Raw genomic sequence first — 21,000 nt, 5'->3', positions numbered from 1 at the left:
CCCATCGTTTCCTCCATGACCGGTCCCTCGTCGCCACGGCCGATCGCCGCCCACTTCCTGCTGGTGCCGGAGCTGCTGCACTCGCCCCCCAACGAGGCGATCATCTCCGCCCTGCTGGAGAACGGCTACGACGTCCACGTCTTCGCCCCCGGGCCCTGCGGCAGCACCGCCCCCTACGGCGAACGGGTCAGCACGCACCCGGTGGCCTACTCGATGCGCTGGCTGCTCATCCAGGCCTGGCGGCCGCGCTGGCGCCGCTACGCCTGCTTCTCGGGCACCACCGAGGATCCGATCGCCGTGGTGGGTGTGCTGGCCCGCCTGCACCGCCGTCCCTCCTTCGTCCTGGGGGACGAGATCCGCGCCGGCAGCTACCGGGGCCCCCGCTCGGAACGCTGGAAAGGGCTCTGCCTGCAGGCCTACCGGCGGGCGCGCTTCACCATCGTCAACGACACCCACCGGGTGGATCTGGTGCGCGACTATGCCGGCCTGCCGTCGGCCCAGCCCGTTCTGGTCTACCCCGGCTGTTTCCGGCAGCCCCCACAGCGGGATCAGGTGCTGCGACGGGAGCTTCGCCAGCGCTGGGGCCTGCCACCGGACGCCCTCACCCTGGCCATCTCCGGGGGCTTCAACCTCACCGCCGGCGCCGACTGGCTGCTCGACGCCCTGCACGAGGATCCGGCGCTCTGCGCCGTGGTCCAGCCCCTGGGGGTGGATCCCCTGGCGCTCTACCTGCTGCGGCGCCTGAGCCTGGGGGGCCGGCTCCACATCGAGACCGGCCGGCTGTCCTGGCAGGAGGCCTGGCGATCGGCCGTGGGCTACGACATCGGCCTGGCCGTCTACACCAATCCGGCGCCCCAGTTCCAGGCCATGGGCGTGAGCTCGAACCGGCTCTGCATGTACCTGGCCATGGGGGTGCCGGTGATCTGCAGCCGCCAGCCCAGCTTCCAGTTCGTCGAGGACTTCGGCTGCGGGGTGATGGTCGACGACGGCGCCGGCTTCCTGGCGGCGGCCCACCACCTGGGGGCCGATCTGGACGCCCGGCGGGAGGACTGCGCCCGCTGCTTCCGCGACCACATCCGCCCCCAGGAGCGCTACCGCGCCCTGGTGGAGGCGATCGGCGCCCTGGGGCGCCCCTGAGGGAGCACCCACCACCGCCGCCATGAACCGCTCCTCCCTCAACCTGCGCCTCTACCTCGCCGCCCGCGCCGTGGTCCACGGCAGCCGCCGCCGCATCCCGAGGGTCCTGCTGCCGCCGCGGCGGCCCCTCGCCGACCGCTTCAGCTTCGCAATCACCACCTTCGAGGCCCGCTACGAGACCTACTTCCGTCCCCTCTACCGCTCCCTGCGGCGCAGCTTTCCGGAGGTGCCGATCCTGGTGGTGGTCAATGGCCACGGCGATGGGGCCAGCCAGAGCCGCTACCTGGAGCGGCTGTGCCGCGAGCTGGCCGACGGCGAGCCGCCCCATCGCCGCTTCCTGCTGCATGAGCGGGTGGTGGGGCTCTGCCAGATGTGGAACGAGCTGCTCCAGGCCAGCCCCACCGCCACCACCCTGGTGCTCAACGACGATCTGCGCATCGACCCCTACCTGCGGCGCTGGGCCGAAGCGATGGACTGGGAGTCGGTGGACCTCAGCCTGCTGAACAACACTTGGTCCCACTTCGCCATCGGCCGCCGCTGCTGGGAGAAGATCGGCGCCTTCGACCAGAGCTTCAGCGGCATCGGCTTCGAGGACATGGACTACACCGCCCGGGCTTCGCTGGCGGGGGTGCGGATCGGAGGAGTGGCCTGTCCCTATCTGCACCATGCGAACGACCAGCCCGCCACCACCTCCTTCGACGGCCAGTCGGAGCGCGTCTGGGGCAAGTACACCTCCGCCAACCAGGAGGTGTTCGTCCGCAAGTGGGAACGCTGCCCGGAGCCTGAGGGGACCTACATCCGCCAGCTCGGCCACCACGTGCGGCCCGTCGCCCCGCTGCCGCACCTGTCCGTGCCACCCCTGAACGCGGCCGGCCCGGGGATCGTGCACCTGGATCGGACGCCATGAGGGTGCTGGTGCTCGCCCCCTCCGCCTACCTGCTCGGCGGTGTCCAGGACTGGCTGGCGAACCTGGTGCCGGGCCTGCGGGAGGGGGGGCTGGAGGTGACCGTGGCGGTGCCCGACGGGGACCATCACCGCCATGGCCCCTACGCCCGGGCCTATCCGGCCCTGGCGGCCGAGCCGATCGTCAACCCCAGCGGCAGCGCCGAAGGCCGGATCCGCGCCATCGCCAGCCTGCTCGGCAGGCTCGACCCGGAGCTCGTGCTCGGCGTCAACCTGGTCGACCTCTACCCCGCGGCCCAGCGGGCCCGGCGCCAAGGCCGGTTCCACGGACGGGTGGTGATGACCCTGCATGCGCTGCAGGCGGACTACTTCGGCGACCTGCGCGTTCACGGCGCCGGCATCGACGCGGTGATCGCCACCAACCGCCTGGCCTGCCGGCTGGCGAGCGGGCGGAGCGGGATGGATCCGACCCGGGTGCTCTACGCCCCCTACGGCGTGCCGGTGCCGGCCTGGCAGCACCCCGGCGGCGATCCGGCCACCACCCTGCGGCTGGCTTGGGTGGGGCGGCTGGAGCAGCCCCAGAAGCGGGTCCACGATCTGCCGCCGTTGCTGGAGGCGCTGCAGGCCCGGGGCATCGACGTCCAGCTCAGCATCGCCGGTGACGGCAGGGAGCGTCCGGCCCTGGAGGCCTCCCTGGCCCCCTGGATCGCACGCGGCCGCGTGCGGATGCTCGGCCATGTCGACCAGGACCGGCTGGCGGCGGAGATCTACGGCCATCACCATGCCCTGGTGATCACCTCCTCCTGGGAGACGGGCCCGATCGTGGCCTGGCAGGCCATGGCCAGTGGCATGGCGGTGGTGAGCAGCCGCTACGTGGGAGCGGGCCTGGAGGGGGCCCTGGTGCACGACGCCACGGCCCTGCTGTTCCCCTGCGGGGATATGGACGCCGCAGCCGGCGAACTGGCGCGGCTGCGGGATCCGCACCTGCTTGAGCGGCTGTCCAGGTCCGGTCACGCCCTGGTGGCGGGGCGCTACAGCGGGGCGGCCTCGCTGGCCGCGTGGCGGCACGCCCTCGACCAGGTGATGGAACTGCCCCCCCTGCCGGACGCCCCCTCCGAGCCGGCGCCGGCCCCCGCCGGACGGCTGGACCGCTGGCTGGGCCGCCGGCGGGGCGAGGGGCTGCGCCGGCTGCTGGGGCTCCGCTTCCGCCACGGCAGCGCCGGCAGCGAATGGCCCCATTCGGGCGGCGCAGGCGCCGGCAGTGCCGCAGGCGGGGCGGTGGCGGCCAATGACTTGCTGGAGGATCTGCTGACGGAAGCGGCCCGCCTCGACGACCCCGGTGCGTCCCATGGCTGAAGCGGCGCGGCCCACCCGGCGGGAGCGGCTGGGGGTGTGGCTGATGGACCGGCTCCGCTACGAGGGACTGCTGCGCCGCCCGGCACCGGCCCAGCTCCGGATCGCCAACCGCCGCGAGCGGCTGGAGGCCGCCCCCGACGGAGGGGGGCAGGCCTGCCTGTGGCGCTACACCTCCCGCCTGCATGCGCCGGCCATCCAGCCGGAGCTGGGCCGACGCCTGCTGCGCCGCTGCCTGGCGGCGGCGCCGATCCGGCGCCGCACCAGCCCCGGCTGGGCCGATGGGCCGCCGGAGCTGAGCGTGCTGATCGGCCACCGGGGCACCGAGCGGCTGCCCCTGCTGCTGGCCACCCTCGAATCCCTCGCCGCCCAGGAGGACGTGCGGCTCGAATGCCTGGTGATCGAGCAGGACAGCGAGCCCCGCATCGCCGACCGACTTCCCCCCTGGGTGCGCCACGTCCATGGGCCCCTGCCGGACCCCGCCGCCCCCTACAACCGCTCCCACACCTTCAACCTCGGCGCCCGCGAGGCCCGGGCCCCGGTGCTGCTCCTGCACGACAACGACATGCTCGTGCCCACCGGCTACGCCCGCCGCCTGCTGGAGCGGATCGCCCGCGGCTACGCGGTGGTGAACCCGAAGCGGTTCGTCTTTTACCTCGACGAGGCCCACAGCGCGGCGGTACTGGCCGGCTCGGGCGCCTATGACGCCAGGCCGGCGGAGGCGATCGTGCAGAACCTGGAGGCCGGCGGCTCGATGGCGATCACCGCCGAGGCCTATGCCGCCATCGGCGGCATGGATGAGGGCTTCGTCGGCTGGGGGGGCGAGGACAACGAGTTCTGGGACCGCTGCCTCACCAGGCCCACCTGGATCTGGGGCTACGAGCCGATCGTGCACCTCTGGCACCGCGGCCAGCCCCTCAAGCACCAGAAGGACAATCCCAACCTGGAGCGGGCCCGGGCCGTGATGCGGCGCCCCGCCCTCGAGCGCATCGCCGCCCTGCGGCCCGCCCCGGTGAGCGGCCTGGTCAGCACGATCATCCCGGTGCACAACCGCGCCGTCCTGCTGCGCGAAGCGGTGGCCAGCGTGCTCGAGCAGGACCACCGGCCGATCGAGGTCGTCATCGTCGACGACGGCTCCAGCGACGACACCGCCGCGGCGGCCGATGGCCTGGCCGCCGCCCATCCGGACCTCATCCGGGTGATCCACCAGCCCAACGGCGGGCCCGGCGCCGCCCGCCAGCGGGGCCTGGACCACAGCCGCGGTGAATTCGTCCAGTACCTCGACAGCGACGACCTGCTGCTGCCCGGCAAGTTCAGCGCCCAGGTCGGGGCCCTGCAGCGCTCTCCTGGGGCCGGGATCGCCTACGGCCCCAGCCTGGAGGAGGACCATTCCCGGCGGCCCGTCGAACGGCGCGGCCCGATGCGGGCCACCGGCCAGCACCTGGAGCGGCTGTTCCCCCGGCTGCTTCTGGAGCGCTGGTGGACCACCAGCTGTCCCCTCTACCGGCGCGACCTGCTCGACCGCATCGGCCCCTGGCAGCCCTGGATCAACGAGGAGGACTGGGAGTACGACGGCCGGGCCGGTGCGACCGGAACGCCCCTGGTGTGGGTGCCGGGCGAGGTGTCGGTGCGGCGGATCCACATGGGCGACGACCACCTCAGCGACCGGGGCCACCTCGACCCCCGCAAGCTGGCGGACCGGGCCCGGGCCCAGGAATCGTTGCTGCACAGCGCCCTGGCCGCCGGCGTCGACCCCGACGGCCCCGAGATGGCGCGCTTCTGCCGCTCCGCCTTCCTGCTCAGCCGCCAGTGCGGCGCCGCCGGCGCCGAGCACGCCTCCCGCCGACTGTTCCAGCTGGCCCTGCGCCACGGAGCCCGCCAGCCGCGGCGGCAGCTGGAGTTCCTGCTCTACGGGTTGCTGGCCACGGCCCTGGGCTGGGGCCGGGCGGCCCGGCTGAGCATGGGAGTCCGGACACGGCTGCGGCCAGGACCCCGCCCAGGGGGGAACATGACCTGAGGTGATGCAGGAGCCTGTGGAGCACGAATCCGGCACGGCCCCGCTGGTGTCGGTGGTGATGGGGGTTCGCAACGGCGGGGCCAGCCTCGCCGCGACCCTCGATTCGCTCACCGGCCAGGAGGGGGTGAGCCTGGAGGTGGTGGTCGTCAACGACGGCTCCAGCGACGACACCGGCGCCCTGCTGGCGGCGCGGGCCGCCGCCGACCCGCGGCTGCGGGTGCTGGAGCGGCCGGGCCGGGGCCTGACCCGCTCCCTGATCGAGGGGTGCCAGGTGGCCTGCGGGGTCTTCATCGCCCGCCAGGACGCCGGTGACATCTCCCTGCCGGGCCGGCTGCTGCGGCAGGTGCGCTGCCTCGAGCAGAACCCGGAAGCCAGCCTCTGCTCCACCCATGTGCGGCTGGTGGTGCCGGAAGGCGCCACGGTCCGCGTGAACGCGCCGGAGCCCGGGGAGCTGGCCGATGGGCTGACCGGGCCGGCCATCCACGGCTCGGTGATGATGCGGCGCAGCGCCTATGAGCGCGCCGGAGGCTATCGGCCGATGTTCTATTTCGCCCAGGACATCGATCTCTGGAGCCGCATGGTGGAGCTCGGCGGTCACCTGGTGGTGCCGGAGGTGCTCTACGAGGCCACCCTCTCCCCCGGATCGATCAGCGGCTCCCGGCGCCGGGAGCAGGAGGCCTTCCATGCCCTGATCGTGGCGGCCACCCGTGCCCGCCGCGGCGGGCAGCCGGAAGCGCCCGTCCTGGCGGAGGCCGAGGCCCTGAGCGGGCGCTGCCGCGGCCTGCGGGCCCAACCGCGCCGGCAGGCCGATGGGGCCTACTTCATCGGCGCCTGCCTCAGCCGGGAGCGCCCGGACCTGGCCCGCCAGTACCTGCGCCAGGCCCTGGCCCTCAACCCCTGGCACCTCAAGGCCAGGCTCAAGCTGGCCGCCTTGCCATGACCCTCAGCGTCGCGATTCCCACCTTCGGCCGCGATCAGGTGCTGATCGACAGCGTCGCCGCGCTGCTGGCCCTGGATCCACCCCCGTTCGAGCTGCTGGTGGTCGACCAGACGCCCCGCCACGACCCGGACAGCGAAGCGCGGCTGGGCGCCTGGCAGGCGGAGGGACGGATCCGCTGGCTGCGCTTGCCGACTCCCTCGATCACCGGCGCCATGAACGTGGCCCTGCAGGAGGCCCGCGGCGATCGGGTGCTGTTCCTCGACGACGACATCCTGCCGGACCCGGAGCTGCTCAACGCCCACGAACGGGCCGGTGCCGCTGACCCCGACGCCATGCTGGCCGGGCGGGTGCTGCAGCCCTGGCACCGGGGCGAGAGCGACCCGGAGGAGGGGCCGTTCCTGTTCAACAGCCTGCGGCCCCGCTCCGTGGAGGAATTCATGGGGGGCAACGTGGCCATCCCCCGCCGGCTGGCCCTGGAGCTGGGGGGATTCGACCAGAACTTCGTGCGGGTGGCCTACCGCTTCGAGGCTGAATTCGCCTTCCGCTGGCGCCAGGCCGGCCATCCGATCCAGTACGTGCCCGGTGCCCTGATCCACCACCTCCGGGCCGAACGGGGCGGCACCCGCAGCTACGGCAAGCACCTCACCACCGTCAAGCCCGACCATGCCGTGGGGCGCTACTACTTCCAGCTGCGCACCCAGCCCCTGCCGGCGGCCCTGGGGGCCTGCCTGGGCGGCTGGCTGGGGTCGGTGCGCAGCCGCCACCACCTGCGCCATCCCTGGTGGATCCCCCCCACCCTCATCGCCGAAGGACGCGGCCTGCTCTGGGCCCTGCGCCTGCAGCGCAAGGGGCCGGCCCTGCTGCCCAGCCGCCGGCGGCGGCTGCTGATCGCCGGCAGCCACCCGGTGCAGTACCAGACGCCCCTGTTTCAGGCCCTCGCCGCCGACCCCGGCGTGGCCACGGACGTGCTCTACCTCACCCTTCCGGACGCCCGCACCCAGGGCCTGGGGTTCGGCGTCTCCTTCGAGTGGGACGTGCCGCTGCTGGAGGGCTACCCCTGGCACCGCGCCGCCAGTGGCCGGGGACGCGGGATTACCTCCGGCTACCGGGGCGTCTGGCTGACCCGGCCCCTGGGGGAACTGGGCTTCGGCCCGGCCCGGCAGCGACCCGATGCCCTGCTGCTGACCGGCTGGCACTTCCTGGGCATGGTGCAGCTGTTCATCGCCGCCCGGCTGCAGGGCCTGCCGGTGCTGCTGCGGATGGACTCCAATGCCTTCCGTCCCAGGCCCTGGCCCCTGAACCTCACCTACTGGATCCTGTTCCGCGGGGTGTCGGTGGGCCTTCCCGTGGGCACGGCCAATGCCCGCTGGTACCGCCAGTTCGGTGTGCCCCAGAGCCGGCTGGTGCCCTCGCCCCACTTCGTCGACAACGCCTACTTCGGTGAGGGGGCCGCGGCCCTGCGCCCCCGCCGGGATGAGCTGCGCCAGGACTGGGCCATCCCCCGGGAGGCCTTCTGTTTTCTGTTCGCCGGCAAGCTCCAGCCCAAGAAACGTCCGCTCGACCTGCTCGAAGCGCTGCGGCTGCTGGTGATGGAGCCCCTGTCCCACCCGGTGCATCTGTTGATCGTGGGCACCGGCCCCCTCGAAGAAGCCTGCAGGGCACTGGCCAGCCAGCACGGCCTGCCGGTGAGTTTCGCCGGCTTCGTGAACCAGTCGGGCATGCCCTCGGCCTATGCGGTGGCCGACGCCCTGGTGCTGCCCTCCGACCACGGCGAGACCTGGGGGCTGGTGGTGAACGAGGCGATGGCCTGCGGTCTGCCGGCGATCGTGAGCGACCAGGTGGGCTGTGCCGAGGATCTGATCTTCGAGGGCCGCACGGGCCTGGTGAGCCCCGTCGGCCAGCCGGCGGCCCTGGCCGCGGCCATGGGGCGGATGGCCGCCGATCCGGCCGCCGCCGCCCGGATGGGGGAGACGGCGCGGGAGCTCGTCAACAGCCACTTCAGTGTGCGGAAGGCCGCAGACGGCATCCTGGCGGGGCTGGCCCTGCTGGAGCGCCCCTGAGATGGCCAGGGCCCTGATCCTCTCCCTCCAGCCGCCCGGGGGCGGCGGTGTCCAGGCCCGCCGCTACGCCAAGCTCCTGCCCCATCTGCCGGCAGCCGGCTGGGAGTTCCATGTCGTCGGCCCCGACCCCCGGCTCGATGCAGTCACCCCGGAGCCCTTCCCCGGCCAGGAGCGCTTCTGCCACTACAGCCGGCGGGTCTCCCGCTCCCAGCGCTGCGCCATCCGCAGGAACCGGCGCCGGCCAGGCACCCCGCTCCACCTGTGGTTCGGCCTGCGCCAGCTGATCCACCGGTGGCTGGAGCGCCTGGGGCGCCACGACCCCCAGGCCCATGCCCTCGAGGGCCTCAGGGCCACCGCCCTGGCGACGGCGGCGCGCCTCCCCTGCGATGTGGTGGCCGGCATCTGCCCGGATTTCCGCGTCCTTGAGGTGGCCCGGGAGGTGGCCGGGCGGCTCGGCAAACCCTTCATCGCCATCTACGACGATCCCTTCGGCCACCGGGAGAAGGGCCGCTTCCACCCGGCCCACCCCGAGCGCCAGCGGGCCGTGCTGGCCGCCAGCGCGGGGGCCGTGTTCGCCTCACCCCTCACACTGGAGCGCTACCGCGAGCAGGGGCTGCTGGGATCCACCCCGGCCCGCTTCCTGCCGGACTGCTTCGAACCCGGCGAAGCTCCGCCGGCTGCCCTTCCAGACCCCGCGACCCTGACGTTGTTCCACCCCGGCAACCTGGGCCCCTGGCGACCGATCGAGCCCCTGCTCGAGGCCGTGCGGCGCTGGCGGCCCGAGGAGCAGGGTGGGCTGCGGATCCAGCTCTACGGCTATCTCTACGAAGCGGCGCGCACGGCCATCCGCACCGACCCCCGCCTGCGCCAGATCGTGCAGGCCCATGCCGCGGTGAGCAACGAGCGCTCCCACCAGCTGGCGGAGGCGGCCGATGGCCTGCTGGTGCTGATCGGCCCCCGCCACAACGACAACCTGCCCTCCAAGTTCTTCGAATACCTGCCCCACGCCACGCCGGTGCTGGTGGCCGGACCGGCGGGCAACCCGCTGCAGGGGATCGTCGAAGACCTGGAGAAGGGGATCTACTGCGACATCGAGAGCAGCGCGGCCATCCTCGACGCCCTGGTGGAGCTGCGGCGCCGGGCCGGCTGGTTCCGGGAGCGCCATCGCCACAACCGTGACGCCATCGCCGCCTATGCCGCCCCGGCGGTGGCCGCGGCCTGGGGGGCGGCCTTCGACGGCTTCCTGGCGGCTCGGCCGGCGCCATGAAGGTTCTGCATGTCATCCCCTCGATCAGCCCGCTGCGGGGCGGCCCCAGCCGGGCCGTGATCGAGATGGTGGCGGCCCTGCGGCTCCGGGAGGTGGACGCGGCCATCCTCACCACCAACGACCATGGCCCAGGGCTGCACCCCGATCTGGTCACCGGCCGCTGGCAGCAGCACCAGGGGGTGCCGGTGCTGGCCTTTCCCCGATGGAGTCCGCCGGTGGCCGCCCTGCGGGAGTTCGCCGTCAGTCCCGGTCTCAGCCTCTGGCTGGCCCGCCACCTGAAGGACTACGACCTGCTCCATATCCATGCCCTGTTCTCCTACCCGTCCACCAGTGCCATGGCCCAGGCCCGCTGGGCCGGCGTTCCCTACATCCTGCGCAGCATCGGCCAGCTGAGCCCGTGGAGCCTGGCCCAGAGCCGCGGCCGCAAACGTCTGATGCTGCGCCTGATCGAACGGCGCAACCTGCAGCGGGCGGCCGCCCTGCACTTCACCACCGGCGCCGAACGGGATGAGGCCGCCGCCCTCGGCCTGGCTCCCCCCACCCTGGTGCTGCCCCTGGGGGTGCGTGGCCCCGAACCAGGGGCCGCGGCGGCGGCCGGCCGGGACGGCGCCGCACCGGTCCGGTTCCTGTTCCTGTCGCGGCTGCACCCCAAGAAGCGGCTGGAGAACCTGCTGGACGCCCTGGCCCTGCTGCAGCGGCGCCAGCCCGACGCCCCGTGGGAGCTGGCCATCGCCGGCGACGGTGAGCCGCGCTACGTCGCCGGCCTGCAGGAGCGCAGCCGTCGGCTGGGCCTCGAAATCCGCTGCCGCTGGCTGGGGTTCGTGGAGGGGGAGGCCAAGTGGCGGGCGCTGCAGGCGGCTGACTGGTACGTGCTGCCGTCGGCGGCGGAGAACTTCGGCATCGCCGCCGTGGAGGCCCTGGCCGCCGGCACCCCGGTGATCCTGTCCCCGGAGGTGGCCGTGGCCGCCGATGTGGACCGCTGCGGTGCCGGCCTGGTCTGCGGCAGCGACCCCGAAGCCCTCGCCCAGGCCCTGGCCACCGCCCTGGTGCGGCCGTCCCTGTCAATGCGGGCGTCCGCCCTTAACCTGGCTCAGATGGAATTTTCCTGGAGCACGATCGCCCTTCAGCTGCGTGACGCTTACCGCCAGGTGCTGACCTCTTCCGCCGGCCGATGACCATCCTGCTGCTGATCGTGCTCTTCGGCGCCCTGGCCGCCGTGCTGCTCGACGGCGACTGGCGGGCCGGCCTGATGGTCACCCTGCTGATCGGCTTCGTGCAGGATCCCCTGCGCAAGATCACCCCGGACCAGCCCGGCTGGATGGTCGGCCTGGTGCTGATCGGCTTTGCCCTGTGCGGCGTGGTGCTGCTCGAGCGGGCCGGTCGCTTCAATCTGCGGGCGATGTTCTGGACCGTGCCGCAGTTCGACGCCTGGGTGACCGTCTACTTCACCCTGATCGCCCTGCAGAGCCTCAACAGCTTCGCCCGCTTCTCCGACATCCGCCTCACCGCCATCGGGGCCGCCTTCTTCCTGGCCCCGGCCTTCGGTCTCTGGGTGGGCTTCCAGGTGGGCTGCTCCCTGCCGTTCCTCAAGCGCCTGCTGACGCTCTACCTGATCGGGTCGACGGTGATGGCCTTCACCGTCTATCTCAGCTTCCAGGGGGTCGACCATCCCACCCTCCAGGAGGTGGGTGAAGGCCTGCTGATCACGTTCCGCCACGGCTTCTCCGCCCAGGGGGCCTCCGGCTTCTGGCGCACCAGTGAGATCGCCTCCTGGCAGCTGTCGGCGGCGGCCTGCATCGCCGCGTCGATGGGCATCGCCAGCCAGAAATCCACCAACCAGTTCGGGCTGCTGCTGCTGGCCGCGGGCTTCGCCTTCCTGACGATCCTCACCGGCCGACGCAAGGCCCAGGTGCTGATCCTGGCCTTCGTGGCCATCTATCTGCTGCTCTTCAGCCGCCGGGCCAGCCCCGCCTCCAAGGAGCGGGTCATCACCAGTGTGCTCGGGGTTGCCGGGATCGCCTATCCCCTCTATGCCTTCATCCTCTCGGAGAATCTCGGCGAGAACTTCGGCGAGTACACCAACCGCTCCCTGACCATCCAGCAGGACCTGGTCGAGCGCTTCGATTCCCAGGGCATCGGCGCCACCCTGAGGGCCATCGAGATCTCCGACGGCATCGGCATGGGGGTGGGTGCCGGGGCCAGCACCGGCGGCCTGGTCAGGAATGCCGCCCGCGATGCCATCCAGAGCGTGGGCTTCGTCTCCGAAGGGGGCGGCGGCCGCCTCATCCTCGAACTCGGCATCCCCGGCATCGTGGTGCTCGGGGTGATCTTCGTGCTGCTGGCCCTGGTGCTGCTGCGCAACTTCCGTCTGCTGAAGCAGCTGCCCCAGTCCACCTCCGCCCTGCTGATGGGGCTGATGTCCTTCGCCCTGGCCAACGTGCCGGCGTTCTTCTCGGCGGCCCAGCTCTACGGCGACCCCTTCGTGCTCATCCTGATGAGCCTTTGCCTGGGTTCCTTCCTGGCCATCCCCACCCTGGTGTCCCAGCAGCAGGAGCAATGGGCCCTGTGGCAGGAGCAGCAGCGCCAGCGGCAGATCTTCCTGGAGCAGCACTCCCAGCCCCAGGCATGAGTCTGTCCGAGCCCCCTGCCGCGCTCCTCACCGCCCTGATCCTCACCCACAACGAAGAGGCCAACATCGGCCGCACCCTCGACCATCTGGGCTGGCTGGATTCCATCCTGGTGATCGACAGCGGCAGCAGCGACGCTACCCTTACTATCCTCGCCGGCCATGGGTCCGTCCGGGTGCTGCACCGGCCGTTCGACAGCTTCGCCGATCAGTGCAACTTCGGCCTCGACCAGATCAGCTCCCCCTGGGTGCTGAGCCTGGATGCGGACTACCTGATCCCGCCGCCGCTGGCCGCCGAAATCCAGGCGGTGATCAGGGATCCGGCCGCCACCGCGATGGCCGGCTATGCCATCCCGTTCCGCTACTGCATCGGCGGCCGGCCCCTGCGCAGCGGCATGCTGCCCCCGCGCACCAGCCTCTATCGCCGTGGCCTGGGCCGCTACCGCAACGACGGCCACGGCCACCGCATCGTCCTGTCGGGACCCGTGGGACGGCTGCGGCAGCCGATCTTCCACGACGACCGCAAGCCCCTGCAGCGCTGGCTGGCCTCCCAGGGCTCCTACCTGGCGATCGAGGCGGCCAAGCTGCGGACCACCCCCTGGCGCCAGCTGTCGGTGGCGGATCGGCTGCGGAAGCACACCCCCCTGGCCCCCTTCGCGGCCCTGCTGTTCTGCCTGGTCTGGAAGGGGGGGGTGCTGGAGGGCTGGCGCGGCTGGGCCTACGCCCAGCAGCGCATGTATGCCGAACTGTTGCTCCATCTGATGCTCCTGGAGGGCCGCTGCAGCCTCTCGACTCCCCCTTGAATGCCCACAGGACCCTGCAGGATCTGGAGGTTGCCCTAAGGTCCGCCCTGACCGCCGGTCTGCCCGCTTCGAGTCACCCGTCGATTCCCCCGTCTCGCTCTTCTCGATGCCCTCGATCCTGATCACCGGCGGCGCCGGTTTCATCGGCGTCAACGCCGCCCAGCACTTCGCTTCCCTGGGGTGGGAGGTGGCGATCCTCGACAACCTCTCCCGCCGGGGCACCGAGGACAACCTTCGCTGGCTGCTCGATCAGCATCCCGCCATTGCCTTCCACCGGGTCGACATCCGCCAGGCGGACGCCCTCGCCGAGGTGGTGGCCGCCGTCCGGCCCTCCATGTTGCTGCACCTGGCGGCCCAGGTGGCGGTGACCACCTCCTACACCAACCCCCGGGAGGATTTCGAGATCAACGCCCTGGGCACGTTCAACGTGATGGAGGCGGTGCGGCTCCATTCGCCTGAGAGCTTCGTGCTCTACGCCTCGACCAACAAGGTCTATGGCGGCATGGAATCGGTGCCGGTGGAGATGACCCCCCACGGCTATCGCTTCCGCGATCTCCCCTCCGGCGTGCCGGAAACCCAGCCCCTCGATTTTGACTCCCCCTACGGCTGCTCCAAGGGGGTCGCCGACCAGTACACGATCGACTACGCCCGCATCTACGACCTGCACACCTGCGCCTTCCGCCAGTCCTGCATCTACGGCACCCGCCAGTTCGGCATCGAGGACCAGGGCTGGGTGGCCTGGTTCAGCATCGCCGCCCTGCTGGAGCGGCCGATCACCCTCTACGGCGACGGCTGGCAGACCCGGGACGTGCTCGATGTGCGCGACCTGGCCCGGGCCTACGAAGCCGCGTGGCACAGCCGCGACCGCATCAGCGGCCAGGCCTTCAACATCGGCGGCGGCCCCGTCAACACCCTCTGCCTGCGGGATCTGCTGCGCTTCCTGGAGGAGGAGCTGGCCATCACGCTCTCCCCCCTCAGCGGCCAGTCCCGGCCGGGCGACCAGCCGGTGTTCATCTGTGACGTCAGCAAGGCCGCCGAGCAGCTGGGCTGGACGCCGGAGATCAGCGTCGATGCCGGCGTGCGCCACCTGATCCGCTGGGTCCGCGACAACCGCGATCTGTTCGGCTGGCTCAGGCAATGAGGCGGCCCCGGGCCCTGGTCAGCACCATCGAACCGGTGGACGGCGGCGTGCCCGCCATGACCACCGCGGTCACCCGGATGCTCGAGGAGCTCGACATCGAGCCCGTCTTCGCCTGGTATGCCCCCTGGAGCGCCCATCCGCGTCTGTCGGTGCCGCTGCATGCGGTCCCCAGCGGCCGAAAGCCGGGCCAGATGCAGCGCCGCGTCTACGGCGACCATGAGGGCCATGGCCTGGGGGCCTGGCTGCCGGAGCTGGAGTTCACCCACTACCTGCCGCGGCGGGCCTGGCGGGAGCTGGTGGCCGGCTGCGACCTGCACCTTTCGGTGACGGGGAATCCCCTCTGCGCCACCCCCTTCGCCCGCCTGGGGATTCCCTTCCTGGCCTGGGTGGCCACCCCCTGGAAGGAGGATCGCGTCGACCGCGTCAGGGGCTTCTCCCGGCCCCGGCGGCTGCTCGACCGGATGCTCAACGGACCGGTGCTGCAGCGGCTGGAGCGCCAGGTGCTGCGGGCCCCCCGCGGGCGGATCCTGGCGTTGAGCGGCTACACGGCCAGGGCCCTGGAGGCGCTGGCCCACCGCCCCATGGACGGCGTGATGCGGATGCCGGTCAATCCCGCCGTCTTCCGTCCCGCCCCCGAACGGCTGGTGCCCTGGCGCGTCGGCTTCGCCGGGCGCTACGGCGATCCCCGCAAGCACATCACCCTGCTGCTGGAGGCCGTGGCCCGCCTCGTCGCCGCCGGCCACCCCGTCGAACTCGTGCTGGCGGGCGAGCAGGACGTCGACCGCCTGCGCGGCCCCCTGGTGGCGATGGGACTGGCCGAGCGGGTGCGCTGCCTCCCCTGCCTGGCCCCCGCCGCCCTGGCGGAGGTGCTGCAGACGCTGGATGTGTTCGTGATCCCCTCCCACCAGGAGGGGCTGTGCATTGCGGCGCTGGAGGCGATGGCCTGCGGCGTTCCGGTCGTCAGCACCCGCTGCGGCGGCCCGGAGGACTACGTGATCGACGATCGCACCGGCCAGCTGGTGGCCAGTGATCCCGCCGCCATGGCGGCGGCGATCGCGGCGATCGGCGCCGACCGGGACCGGCGCAAACGCCTCTCCACCGGCGCTCTCACGTGGGTACGGGAGCAGGCGAGCCCCCAGGCGGCCCGGCGGACTTTCCTCGCCCACCTGGAGGCGATCGCCCCCCCCGGCCGGATCCCCACCCTGCGGGAGGCCTAGGGCCGATGTGCGGCATCGCGGGCCAGCTGGGCAGGGACCCTGGCGACTTCGCCGCCCGGGTCGGCCCGCGTCTCGCCCACCGGGGCCCGGATGATGCCGGCGTCTGGCAGGACGCCGGGGCCTGCCTGGTGCACCGGCGCCTGGCGATCCTGGATCTCTCCCCCCTGGGCCACCAGCCGATGGCCTCCGCCTGCGGCCGCTGGCAGCTGGTGTTCAACGGCGAGATCTACAACCATGCCGAGCTGCGGCGCCGGCTCGAGGCGGAGGGGCAGCGCTTCCGGGGCAGCGGCGACACGGAGGTGCTGCTGGCCTGGCTGGTCAGCCGGGGCCTGGACGGGCTGGGGGCGCTGCGGGGCATGTTCGCCTTCTGCCTCTACGACACCCGGGAGCGCAGCGCCCTGCTCGCCCGCGATCCCCACGGCATCAAGCCCCTCTACCTGCGCAGCGGCCCGGGGGGCAGCCTCGCCTTCGCCTCGGAGCTGCGGGCCCTGCTGGCGGCCGACGGCCAGCCGCCGAGCCTGAACCGCCAGGCCCTGGGGCGCTACCTGGCCACCGGATCGGTGAGCGAGCCCGACACCCTGGTGGCGGGGGTGCAGCGCCTTCCCTGCGGCCACGCCGCCACCTGGCGCCAGGGTCGGCTGACGGTGCAGCCCTGGGGGGCCCTGCCCGAGAGCCTTGTGGGCGCCACCGGCGCCGGCGCCATGACGGCGGCCGAGGCGGTGGCCCTCACCCGCTCGGCCCTCGAGGATTCGGTGGCTGCCCACATGGTCAGCGATGTGCCGGTGGGGCTGTTCCTCAGCGCCGGGCTCGATTCCGCCTCCCTGCTGGCGCTCGCCCCCCGGGGCCTGCACACCTTCACGATCGGCTTCGCCACCCCGGGCGCCGGCGGCTTCGATGAATCCGGGCCGGCGGCCCGCATCGCCGCCCACTTCGGCGCCCATCACACGCCCCTGAACCTCACGGCCGACCAGGCCCGCCAGTGGCTGCCGGCCTTCCTGGCCAGCCAGGACCAGCCCTCCATCGACGGGTACAACACCTGGTGCGTGGCCCGGCTGGCCACGGAGCACGGGCTGAAGGTGGCCCTCTCCGGGCTCGGCGGGGATGAGCTGTTCGGTGGCTACCCCAGCTTCCGGATGGTGCCGAAACTGCGGCGCTGGCGGAGCCTGATCGGCCCCGCCGGGCCGCCGGCGGCGTGGCTGCTGCAGCGGCTGCCCCAGGGGCGTGGCGCCCGACTGCAGCGGATCAGCGGACTCCTGGAAGCGCCCGCCTCCCTGGCGGAGGCCTACGGCTGCTTCCGGGGCCTGTTCTCCCCCGCCGAAACCCAGCGTCTGCTGGCGCACTGGGGTCTCAGCGCCGGACCCGCGGTGCCGGCAGTGGCCTGCGGCGGGATCGGGGGCGGCGGCGACGGCGGCGATGCGCCGGGGGGCCGCGAGGGGGTCGCCTGGCTGGAGGGCAGCCGCTACCTGCGCAACCAGCTGCTGCCGGACAGCGACGTGATGGCGATGGCCGCCGGGCTGGAGCTGCGCCTGCCCCTGGTGGATGCCCAGCTGCAGCGCCGGCTGGCCCCGATCCGCGCCGCCCTGCGGCTGGCGGAGGGCAAACAGCTGCTGGCCCGCAGCGTGCCGGAACTGCCCGACTGGTTCCTGAACCGCCCCAAGCAGGGGTTCCGCTTCCCGTTCCAGCTGTGGCTGGACGACCCGGCCTCGCCCCTGGCCCTGCGGCTGCCCTCGACACCCCGAGGGATCGATCTGGCGCCCTGGTACCGGCGCTGGAGCCTGATGGTGCTCCAGCACTGGCTGGAGGTGCACCTCGGCCTCAGCCTCTCGCCGGCTCCCCGCCCGTGAGCCGGTTCCCGGCGTGGCCGGCGGCGATGGCCGGGATGGCTCCGGAAAGGTCGCCTAGAATCCCGCCGCCGGCGGACCTCGTCTCCGCGGTGTCATCCGCTGCCCATCTCCATCCCTTGATCCGGTCCATCCCTTGATCCGGCCGTCCGACCGGGGATGTCGAGGCCGACCGGGTGGTGGGAACCATCGGGACGGCCCCAGCGCCTCTGGCCCGGACAGGGTTCCGCCCACCCCCCATTGCGGGACCGCTCCCCTCCAGACCGTCCTCCACCCGCCATCCGGTTCCGCAGCTCCATGACGCTCATCCTGGGCATCAATGCCTTCCACGCCGATGCGGCCGCCGCCCTGGTGCGGGATGGGGTGATCGTCGCCGCCGCCGAGGAGGAGCGCTTCCGCCGCATCAAGCACTGGGCCGGGTTCCCATCGGAGGCCATCGCCTGGTGCCTGGCCGATGCCGGCGTGGGCCCCGCCGACCTCGACCACGTCGCCATCAATTCCCAGCCGGGGGCCCACCGCTGGCGCAAGGTGGCCTACACCCTGGGGCACCGTCCCGATCCCCGCTTCCTGGTCGCCCGCTGGCGCAACAAGCGGGAACGGGCCGATCTGGGCCAGCAGCTGGCCCAGGCCTTCCCCGGGGCGGCGATCAGGGCCCAGCTGCACTTCGTGGAGCACCACCGGGCCCACCTGGCCTCGGCCTTCTTCGCCTCCCCCTTCGAGGAGGCGGCGGTGATCTCGGTGGACGGCTTCGGTGACTTCGCCAGCGGTGCCTGGGGGTATGGCCAGGGGAACCAGCTCAGCCTCGATGGCCAGATCTGGTTCCCCCATTCCCTGGGCGCCTTCTACACGGCCATCACCCAGTACCTGGGCTTCCCCAACTACGGCGACGAATACAAGGTGATGGGACTGGCGCCCTACGGCCAGCCCACCCGGATGGAGGCGATGCGCCGCATCGTGCGGCTGCAGGACGACGGCACCTACCGCCTGGATCTGCGCTACTTCCTCCATGCCACCCAGAAGCTGCCGCACCAATGGAGCAACGGCGCCCCAGTGGTGGGCAGCCACTGGAGTCCGGAGCTGGAAGCCCTGCTCGGCCCCGCCCGCCGCGCGGATCAGCCGCTGGAGCAGCACCACATGGACATCGCCCGCTCGGCCCAGGCGATGTATGAGGAGGCCTTCTTCCACCTCCTCCGGGCCCTGCACCGAAACCACCCCAGCGACCAGCTCTGCATCGCCGGGGGCTGCGGCGCCAACTCGGTGGCCAACGGCAAGGTGACCCTGGCCACCCCCTTCCGGCGCGTCTACGTCCAGGCGGCCGCCGGCGATGCGGGGGGAGCCCTCGGCGCCGCCCTTGAGGTCTGGCACGGCCTGGGCCAGCCCCGTTCCACGCCGATGCGCCATGCCTACCTGGGCAGTCAGCCGGCCCCCGGTGAAGTGGAGGAACTGCTGGCCAGAGCGGACACCCGCACAGCCCTGGAGCAGGCCGGATGCAGCCTGGAGCGGCCGGAGGAGGGGGTCCTGTGCGAGCAGGTGGCGGCGGCGATCGCCGAGGGGCTGGTGATCGGCTGGTTCGACGGCCGCATGGAGTGGGGACCCAGGGCGCTGGGCCACCGATCCATCCTCGGGGACCCGCGCCGCGCCGACATGAAGGACATCCTCAACCTGAAGATCAAGCGCCGGGAATCGTTCCGCCCCTTCGCCCCTTCGGTGCTGGCGGAGGCGGTGGGCGAGTGGTTCAGCCTCGACGGGGAGGTCCCCTTCATGATGCAGGTGTACCCGATCCGCGAGGAGCAGCGCCCCCGCATCCCGGCCGTCACCCACGTGGACGGCAGCGGCCGTCTCCAGACCGTCAATGCCGCCGACAACGGCCGCTACTACCGCCTGATCCGGGCCTTCGCCGACCTCACCGGCGTGCCGATGGTGCTCAACACCTCGTTCAACGAGAACGAACCGATCGTCTGCACCCCCGCCCAGGCCCTCGACTGCTTCCTGCGCACCCGCATGGACCTGCTCGTGCTCGGCGACGTGCTGATCCGCCGGCAGGGGTGAGCGCCACGCCGCCACCCGGCCCCGCCACCGGCACCACGCCGCCCGACGGCGCCGCCACCGGGCTCAGCCTGATCGTTCCCACCCTCGATTCCCACCAGCTGCTGCCGCGGCTGGTGAACTCCCTGCAGCGCCAGAGCTGGCCCCACTGGAAGGTGCTGTTCATCGACGGGCCCAGCGGAGCGGAGCACCGGGCCTGGCTGGAGGCCCTCTGCCACCGGGACCACCGCTTCCGCTGGCAACCCCAGGATCCGTCGCTCCCCGGCATCTTCGGGGCCATGAACCAGGGCTTCCGGGAAGCGCCCCCGGAGGACTGGCTGCTGTTCTGGGGCAGTGACGACTGGGCGCCCTCCCGCACCGTGCTCGAGGAGGCCATGGAGGCGACGCAGCGGGGGCCCCGCGGGGTTCAGCCGCCGGATCTGGTGGTCTGCAGCGGCCGCTATGCGGGCAAGGGGCCGGACGGGGCCACGCGGCTGGGACGGCGCACCGCCTTCTCCAGCTGCAGGGCCTTCCGCCTCAGCCTGTTCCTGGGGTCCACCCCCCCCCACCAGGCCACCCTGATCGGCCCCGGGGCCCGGCGGCGCCTCGACCATTACGCCGAACCCTTCCGGCTCTCCGCCGACCTCGACTACTTCCTGCGCCTCAGCACCAGCCGGGATCTGTCGGCCAGGGGCCTGGATCTGGAACTGGTCCACATGGGGGAAGCGGGGGCCAGCGGCCAGCAGACCGGCCGGCGGCTTCAGGAGGTCACCCTGGCCTATCGCCGGTCCTTCGGGTGGCTCTGGGGGCTCCCCTTCGGCCTGCGCTACGTCCGGCGCCTCTGGAGTCGCCGGCCCGGGGCCGGGCAGGGGCCGAGACCCCCCAGACGGGACCGATAAGCTTGGCCAGGCCTGCGCAGCGATTCCCTTGCCCGAGGAGGAGAGGCCACCTGGGGACGACCGGGAACCGCGGCGGCAACGGGTCCGCAGGAAAAAGCCGCGGCAGAGGGAGGGCTCCCTGCTGCAGCGGCTCTGGTGGAACCGGAAGACCCGGCTGGGGGTCCTGGCCCTGGGTGTCGCCGGCGGCCTCGCCTGGTTCTTCGCTCCCGCCTGGCAGGGGACACGGGGCGCCTCCCCCCGGCCGTCGCGGCAGGCCGTCACGAATGTCCCGAAGGCCCCCGCCACGGGCCCGGACGTCATCTCCGCCTTCATCGAGGATCCCTGGCGCAGCCAGTCCGCCATGCTGCTCTGGCGGGACCGGCCGGGCGCCTATCTGGTGCTCCAGGGCAACGCCGAGTACCAGGCCATCACCACCAATCACCTGAAGGATCGCCAGCTCTGGCCAAAGGACACCTCCAGGATCGTGCGACTGCTGCCGGCCTGCGACACGGTGGGCCTGGTCACCCATCTGGCCAAGCTGCTGGAGACGTGGCCGAAACCCGGCCAGGTCACGATCGTGACCGCCCCGACCCACATGGAGCGCACCCTGGCGATCGCCCGGATCGTCTATGCCGGCACCGGTTGGCGGGTGGTCGGCTCCGAAGCCGAGACCGGTGATCTGCGGCCCGAATCCGAGTTTCGCCTCCGGCGCGACCAGCTGCGCGCCTCCCTCTGGCGCCTCACCGGATGGGATGGCCGCCTCGACGGCAACGACTGCGTCTGATCCCCTTG

Annotated in this window: 16 protein-coding genes; all 16 read left to right on the top strand. The window is 72.4% G+C overall.

Annotated features, from left to right (window positions below):
- The first annotated feature begins 15 nt into the window (after positions 1-15).
- The 16 genes from H6G99_RS08815 to H6G99_RS08740 all read left to right on the top strand — a co-directional run bounded on the left by H6G99_RS08815 (position 16) and on the right by H6G99_RS08740 (position 20,992).
- On the top strand, positions 16-1,137 hold the full coding sequence (locus tag H6G99_RS08815; protein WP_190611099.1) for a glycosyltransferase family protein: 1,122 nt from the start codon (positions 16-18) through the stop codon (positions 1,135-1,137).
- Positions 1,138-1,159: 22 nt separating this feature from the next.
- Positions 1,160-2,044, top strand: coding sequence for a glycosyltransferase family 2 protein (locus tag H6G99_RS08810; protein ID WP_190611098.1), 885 nt, complete (start codon positions 1,160-1,162; stop codon positions 2,042-2,044).
- A complete protein-coding gene (locus H6G99_RS08805; RefSeq protein ID WP_190611096.1) occupies positions 2,041-3,396 on the top strand; it encodes a glycosyltransferase family 4 protein in 1,356 nt (451 codons plus the stop codon). Before H6G99_RS08810 ends, H6G99_RS08805 begins: the two co-directional genes overlap by 4 nt.
- A complete protein-coding gene (locus tag H6G99_RS08800) occupies positions 3,389-5,410 on the top strand; it encodes a glycosyltransferase family 2 protein (RefSeq protein WP_190611095.1) in 2,022 nt (673 codons plus the stop codon). The genes H6G99_RS08805 and H6G99_RS08800 overlap by 8 nt, the downstream gene beginning before the upstream one ends.
- A gap of 4 nt (positions 5,411-5,414) precedes the next feature.
- Complete coding sequence (locus tag H6G99_RS08795) at positions 5,415-6,350, top strand: glycosyltransferase family 2 protein (protein WP_190611094.1); 936 nt, start codon at positions 5,415-5,417, stop codon at positions 6,348-6,350.
- Entirely contained in the window at positions 6,347-8,410 is a 2,064-nt protein-coding gene (locus tag H6G99_RS08790) for a glycosyltransferase (RefSeq protein ID WP_190611092.1), read from the top strand. Before H6G99_RS08795 ends, H6G99_RS08790 begins: the two co-directional genes overlap by 4 nt.
- A gap of 1 nt (position 8,411) precedes the next feature.
- Complete coding sequence (locus tag H6G99_RS08785; RefSeq protein ID WP_190611091.1) at positions 8,412-9,677, top strand: glycosyltransferase family protein; 1,266 nt, start codon at positions 8,412-8,414, stop codon at positions 9,675-9,677.
- A complete protein-coding gene (locus H6G99_RS08780) occupies positions 9,674-10,852 on the top strand; it encodes a glycosyltransferase (protein ID WP_190611089.1) in 1,179 nt (392 codons plus the stop codon). The genes H6G99_RS08785 and H6G99_RS08780 overlap by 4 nt, the downstream gene beginning before the upstream one ends.
- Positions 10,849-12,306: a hypothetical protein gene (locus tag H6G99_RS08775; protein ID WP_094585484.1), complete on the top strand. Its 1,458-nt coding sequence runs from the start codon at positions 10,849-10,851 to the stop codon at positions 12,304-12,306. Before H6G99_RS08780 ends, H6G99_RS08775 begins: the two co-directional genes overlap by 4 nt.
- Entirely contained in the window at positions 12,303-13,106 is an 804-nt protein-coding gene (locus tag H6G99_RS08770) for a glycosyltransferase family 2 protein (protein WP_190611088.1), read from the top strand. Before H6G99_RS08775 ends, H6G99_RS08770 begins: the two co-directional genes overlap by 4 nt.
- Positions 13,107-13,212: 106 nt before the next feature.
- On the top strand, positions 13,213-14,247 hold the full coding sequence (locus H6G99_RS08765) for a GDP-mannose 4,6-dehydratase (protein WP_190611086.1): 1,035 nt from the start codon (positions 13,213-13,215) through the stop codon (positions 14,245-14,247).
- On the top strand, positions 14,244-15,464 hold the full coding sequence (locus H6G99_RS08760; protein ID WP_190611085.1) for a glycosyltransferase family 4 protein: 1,221 nt from the start codon (positions 14,244-14,246) through the stop codon (positions 15,462-15,464). The genes H6G99_RS08765 and H6G99_RS08760 overlap by 4 nt, the downstream gene beginning before the upstream one ends.
- Before the next feature lie 5 nt (positions 15,465-15,469).
- Positions 15,470-17,308: an asparagine synthase (glutamine-hydrolyzing) gene (gene asnB / locus H6G99_RS08755; RefSeq protein ID WP_190611083.1), complete on the top strand. Its 1,839-nt coding sequence runs from the start codon at positions 15,470-15,472 to the stop codon at positions 17,306-17,308.
- A gap of 294 nt (positions 17,309-17,602) precedes the next feature.
- Positions 17,603-19,354 carry a carbamoyltransferase family protein gene (locus tag H6G99_RS08750; protein ID WP_190611081.1) on the top strand — a complete coding sequence of 584 codons (1,752 nt, stop codon included), beginning with the start codon at positions 17,603-17,605 and terminating at the stop codon, positions 19,352-19,354.
- Positions 19,351-20,229: a glycosyltransferase gene (locus H6G99_RS08745; RefSeq protein WP_190611079.1), complete on the top strand. Its 879-nt coding sequence runs from the start codon at positions 19,351-19,353 to the stop codon at positions 20,227-20,229. Before H6G99_RS08750 ends, H6G99_RS08745 begins: the two co-directional genes overlap by 4 nt.
- Before the next feature lie 28 nt (positions 20,230-20,257).
- Positions 20,258-20,992, top strand: coding sequence for a YdcF family protein (locus H6G99_RS08740; protein ID WP_094585477.1), 735 nt, complete (start codon positions 20,258-20,260; stop codon positions 20,990-20,992).
- The last annotated feature ends 8 nt before the right edge of the window (positions 20,993-21,000 follow it).

This window comes from Synechococcus sp. FACHB-909 (assembly GCF_014698945.1).
Classification (GTDB): domain Bacteria; phylum Cyanobacteriota; class Cyanobacteriia; order PCC-6307; family Cyanobiaceae; genus Cyanobium.
This window is presented reverse-complemented; position numbering and strand designations above follow the sequence as displayed.